The sequence below is a fragment of the Rubrivirga sp. genome, assembly GCF_049648075.1.
Classification (GTDB): Bacteria; Bacteroidota; Rhodothermia; order Rhodothermales; family Rubricoccaceae; genus Rubrivirga.
Window position 1 is genome coordinate 1 of record NZ_JBARYR010000043.1, and the last position, 5,056, is coordinate 5,056.

The following is a 5,056-nucleotide window of genomic DNA, read 5'->3' on the forward strand; positions in this document are numbered from 1 at the left end:
GAGTCGCCGTCGACCGAGCCGAAGTTGCCCTGGCCGTCCACCAAAGGTCCCCGAACGGCAAAGTCCTGGGCCATACGGACGAGTGCGTCGTAGACCGACTGGTCGCCGTGTGGGTGGTACTTGCCTAGCACCTCGCCCACGATGCGGGCGCTCTTCTTGTGCGCGCGCCCCGCCGCCAGACCAAGCTCCTGCATCCCGTAGAGCACGCGCCGCTGGACGGGCTTGAGTCCGTCGCGGACGTCGGGCAGCGCCCGGCTCACGATCACCGACATCGAGTAGTCGATGTAGGAGGACTTCATTTCCTCCTCGATGTTGATCGGGATGATCCGGGAGGAACTGTCGGGGATCTCGGCCATGAACTGGGGGGACGAAAAAGCGAAAATCGTATCTCAGCGAAGATACCGAAACCCGTGTGCCATCGTCCTGTCGCAATCGAGCTCTCTAAGACGCTTCGGCGACGCCCTCAGGCTGAGCGTGTAAGGTAGACTAGGGGATGTCCTTACTTGTGTTCCGGCGGCTCCCTTCTAGACATCGTGCACAAGTTGCCTACTCTGCGCTCTAGCGCCCACACGCCGACGCTCCCTTCTGCACATTCGCGGCTCCTCGCCGTCTGATCCATAATGCCCTCCCCGACAAAGATCCTGGTCGTCGACGACCATCCGATTGTGCGACAGGGCCTTGATCGGCTTCTCGAGAGCGAGCCGGACCTGACGGTCGCGTGGGAGGCGTCCACTGCCGACGAGGCGCTCCAGGTGCTCGACAACCACGAGGTCGACTTTGTCTTGCTCGACATCGGGCTTAAACAAGGGTCGGGTCTCGACCTAATCGGCCAGATCCGCTCCCGGAAGGAGGACCTCCCGATCCTGGTCCTGTCGATGCACCAAGAGCGGTTCTACGCCGAGCGTGTGCTCCGAGGAGGGGCGCAGGGGTACGTGATGAAGCAGGGCGATCCTGCCGAGATCGTCCCGGCCATCCGCCGCGTGCTGTCCGGCGACCTGTACCTCAGCCCGTCCCTCGCGGACGAGTTGGTGCGGCGCGCCGTCGACGGACGGGACGAGGCTCGACCGGCCGTCGAGCAATTGTCGGACCGCGAGACAGAAGTCGTCCGGCTGATCGGGAGCGGGCTCTCGACGCGGGAGATCGCCGAGGAACTCAACCTGTCCGTCAAGACGATCGAGAGCTACCGCGCCAACGTCAAGCGCAAGCTGGGTCTGAGGAGCGGGTCGGAGCTGGCCCGGTTCGCCTACGACTGGACGAGCCGCTCGATGGGCGTCACGGCAGGGTAGGGGCGTCCTAGAGGACGAGGGATACGCATTGCGGCGGGCTGGCTGGTGCCCGGTCTCGGCACAAGGAACCACGCTGCCGAACAAGCAGGCTTGCGGGCGCGAACCTGCGACCGGGAATGTCCCTGTTTGATGGGAGCACCGTTCCAGCCGATACAGCACGGGTCCCCTTTCTCGACCCGATGCGCTTGATTCTCCTGGCGGCCCTCGCTCTCATTGTCTCCGTGTCTCCGCACGCGCAGACCGCCTTTCTCGACCTGTGCCGAAGTCAGCCGAGCGACTTCGACACGGACGCCATGTGCGGGTGCACCGTGGACCGCGCCCTCGAGGCCGGCATCTCGCCGCAGATGCTCGATGCCGTAGCCGTCGTCCTCGATCAGGAGGACTCGCTCGATCCAGCCGACATCTCCCCCGAGGTCCTCGAGGCCGGCGACGTGATCGTGGGTCTCACCCTCGATTGTGCCCTTCGGCCGGATGCTAGCGACGGCCAAGCCTCGTCCTCCGAGATCAGCCCGGTCGAGCGAGAGTCGTTCACGGTTGGAGGGACCCCGGTCCCGCCGGCGGTCGCGGGCGCCCTCGGTCAGCAGTCGTCACGCTTTGTCCGAGAGTGCTCGGTGTCACCCGATGTGCAGGGGATCCCGGGCGTCTCGGCCGGTGAGCTGTGCCAGTGCGTCGCCGAGGAATCGCTGGGTCAGGGGGTTACGGCAGCGACGCTCGATGCGAGTCTCGCCTACGAGACCCCTGAGCAAGTCGCGGCTGCTCCCCTGGTCGTCCGCAACGCATCCGATGTGGCGATGCGAGCGGCCGTCCAGTGCGCGCGCGCGATCCAGACCGGGCAGCGCACAGCGTCGTTGTCATCTGGCCCGACGGGCGTGCTGCGTACCACGGGAGCGGCGCCCGCCGACGTCCATATGGGGCAGGGTGAGCCTCCCGTCCGTGCTGAGCAGCGAGGGACGGGAGCGCCGATCCGCATCGTGGAGTAGGTCGTGAAACCGCTTACGCAGATTGTAGGACGCGGCCAAGGGGGCGCTCCGTAGGTTGCTGGTTCACGTCTGTCAGCACCCTCGCTCATGCCCCGTCCCACGCCTCGCCGAACGAAGATCGTCTGCACCCTCGGCCCTGCCGTGGCCTCGAGAGAAGGGGTCCGCGCGCTGATCGGTGCCGGAATGGACGTGGCCCGGCTCAACTTCAGCCACGGCACGCACGATGACCACCGGCGGATGATGGGGATCGTGCGCGAGGAGGCGCGGTCTGCGGGGCGAGTCGTGCCCATCCTGCAGGATCTTCAGGGGCCGAAAATCCGCTTGGGAATCGTCGAGGACGGAGCCGAAATCCACATCGGCGATACCGTCGTGTTGACGAGCGAGCCCATCGAGGTCGGGACGGCGGACCGAGTCCACGTGAGCTACGACGCGCTCGCCGAAGAGGTGTCCGAGGGCAACCGGATCCTGCTCGACGACGGCAACCTGGAGCTGGTGGTGAAGCGAGTCAACGGTCACGACGTGACCACGGAGGTCATCGTCGGCGGTCCGCTTCGGTCGCGGAAGGGGGTGAACCTTCCCGAGCTCAAGAGCGCGCGGCCGTCCTTGACGGACAAAGACATCGAGGACCTGGCGTTCGGATTAGAGAACGACGTCGACCTGATCGCTCTCTCGTTCGTCCGAAGCGGGGCCGACGTAGACGACCTGACGCGCCGGATCCGAGCGGCTGGGAAGACGACCCCCGTCATCTCGAAGATCGAGAAGCCCGAGGCCGTCCACGACTTCGACGCCATCTTGGAGGCGTCCGGCGGGATCATGGTGGCGCGCGGAGACTTGGGCATCGAGATCCCGATGCAGAACGTGCCCATCGTCCAGAAGCAGCTGATCCGGGCCTGCCTCGAGGCTTCGAAGCCGGTCATCACGGCGACCCAGATGTTGGAGTCGATGATGGAGAACCCGCGCCCGACACGCGCGGAGGCCACCGACGTCGCCAACGCCGTCTTCGACGGGTCCGACGCGGTGATGCTCTCCGGCGAGACGGCCGCGGGCAAGTATCCCATCGAGGCCGTCCGCGTGATGGACGAGATCGTGCGGCAGGCGGAGGCGAACCGCCGAGGGCTCGGAGGCCGCCAGGCCTTGGCGGCCGTCGGCGACTCGGAGCAGCCCGTGACGGACGCGGTCTCCTACACCGCTGTCCGGCTGGCGGACGAGACCCAGGCGGACGCCGTCGCGTGCCTGACCCACTCGGGCTCGACGGCCCGCTCGATCGCGAGCCACCGCCCGGACGTCCCGATCTACGCGTTTACAGACGACGAGTCGGCGCTGGGCCGGATGGCGCTGACGTGGGGCGTGGAGCCCATCGCGATCGCCTTCCAGGAGCACACCGACGACGGCGTCCGCTCGGTCCACCGCGAGCTCTTGAGCCGCGGCTACCACGACAAGGGCGACCGCGTGGTCATCACGGCCGGCCTCCCATTGCCCTCGATGGGCCGCACCAACATGATCCACGTCACGACGCTGGGCGAGGACTGGGTGTAGCTCGCGGGTAAGGAGGGAAGGGGTACGTGGCGTCCTCGAGGTCGGTGCGCTGCTGGGATGGGAGTCATCGTTCTTGGTGACGGGTCGTCGGGTTAGCCCTCGAGGGCGGTGAGCGCAGCCGGATCCGCCTTGAAGTCAACTCATCCTCGTTGCCGAGGCGGACCAGCGCCGTCGGACGTGGCGCGTCGAGATCCCTCGGCGAGCCCGGGATGACGTTGTCGTGGCGCTGAGGACGTCGAGGAGCGGAGGTACGATGGCTGGGACCATAACTATATCTTCTACCCTACCGCAAACTCACCCGCCCGTCATTCTGAGCGGAGCGCAGCGGAGTCGAAGAATCTCGACGCGCCACGTCTCGCTAGAGTGCTTCGTTCTCGAGGTCCGCGAGCCACATCCTATGTGTCCCCGCCTGCGCGGGGACGACTCTCGTGAGTTTGTGCCGAGTCATCGTCCTCGAGGTCGACCGCTTCCGCGTTGAGTCGGCGCACGGATCCGGCGGGGCGGACGTTCGTGCCTCGAGGACGGCTCGGCCAGGCCGTAGCTTCCTCGTCCACACGCCCCCGACCGCGCCGACCCTCCGCTACCTCGCTTTCGTTTTCGTCTCGACTCTGGTCCTGATGCGCGTCGTACAGTCGGCTCGGTTTCACATGGTGCTCGCCGTCGTGGTGGCGAGCGTCGTATCCGGTTGCCGCCCGGGGACCGCGCTGCACAGCCGGTTCAACAACTTCCGCGCGTACTACAACACGTACTACAACGCGGAGCGCGCCCTCGAGGCCGGCGAGGAGCGGCTCGAGCAGTCGTCGGTGACCATCGACCGGACCCGGCTCGTCTCCGTCTTTCCGGCGACGTCGGGGAGCAACCAGGGCGAGTCGTTCCAGGAGGCCATCGACAAGAGCGCCGACTTGCTCCGCGAGCGACCGGACTCGAAGTGGGCCGACGACGCGCTGCTGGTGATCGGCAAGGCGTACTTCTACCAGCGCAACCTGGCCGGAGCCGAGCAGAAGTTCAAGGAGACCATCGCCGCCGCCGAACTCGCTGAGGAGCGCCGGCTGGGCGACGAGGCCGTGTTCTGGCTCGGGCGGACCTACGCCGCGATGAACCGCTTTGACGAGGGGATCGCCACCCTCGAGGGCGGGATCGAGCGAGACGGCGTCGACCGCCGGTGGGCGGGCCGGATGCAGATCGCGCTCGGGGAGCTCTACGCCCGTGCCCGGCGCTGGGAGGAGGCCGCGGACGCGCTCCGGGCCGGTGCAC

At 66.9% G+C, this 5,056-nt stretch carries 5 protein-coding genes; 4 read left to right on the plus strand and 1 reads right to left on the minus strand.

What is annotated here, in order from left to right; all coding sequences use genetic code 11:
* On the minus strand, window positions 1–356 hold a 356-nt coding region (locus WBA11_RS01270), incomplete at its 3' end, for a DNA gyrase subunit A (RefSeq protein ID WP_424518923.1).
* A gap of 264 nt (window positions 357–620) precedes the next feature.
* Between WBA11_RS01270 and WBA11_RS01275 the strand changes: the two genes are divergently transcribed.
* The 4 genes from WBA11_RS01275 to WBA11_RS01290 form a co-directional block, all read left to right on the plus strand.
* On the plus strand, window positions 621–1,286 hold the full coding sequence (locus WBA11_RS01275; protein WP_424518924.1) for a response regulator: 666 nt from the start codon (window positions 621–623) through the stop codon (window positions 1,284–1,286).
* Between the two features lie 179 nt (window positions 1,287–1,465).
* Entirely contained in the window at window positions 1,466–2,266 is an 801-nt protein-coding gene (locus WBA11_RS01280; protein ID WP_424518925.1) for a hypothetical protein, read from the plus strand.
* An 87-nt stretch (window positions 2,267–2,353) separates the two neighbouring features.
* Window positions 2,354–3,802, plus strand: coding sequence for a pyruvate kinase (gene pyk / locus WBA11_RS01285; RefSeq protein ID WP_424518926.1), 1,449 nt, complete (start codon window positions 2,354–2,356; stop codon window positions 3,800–3,802).
* 434 nt (window positions 3,803–4,236) lie between these two features.
* Window positions 4,237–5,056, plus strand: an 820-nt coding sequence (locus WBA11_RS01290) for a tetratricopeptide repeat protein (protein ID WP_424518927.1), incomplete at its 3' end; no start/stop codon positions are given.

Excerpts from the sequence above, each read along its gene's own strand:
- WBA11_RS01275 (WP_424518924.1), top strand. The coding sequence starts at position 621 with ATGCCCTCCCCGACAAAGATCCTGGTCGTCGACGACCATCCGATTGTG.
- WBA11_RS01280 (WP_424518925.1), top strand. The coding sequence starts at position 1,466 with ATGCGCTTGATTCTCCTGGCGGCCCTCGCTCTCATTGTCTCCGTGTCT.
- pyk (WP_424518926.1), top strand. The coding sequence starts at position 2,354 with ATGCCCCGTCCCACGCCTCGCCGAACGAAGATCGTCTGCACCCTCGGC.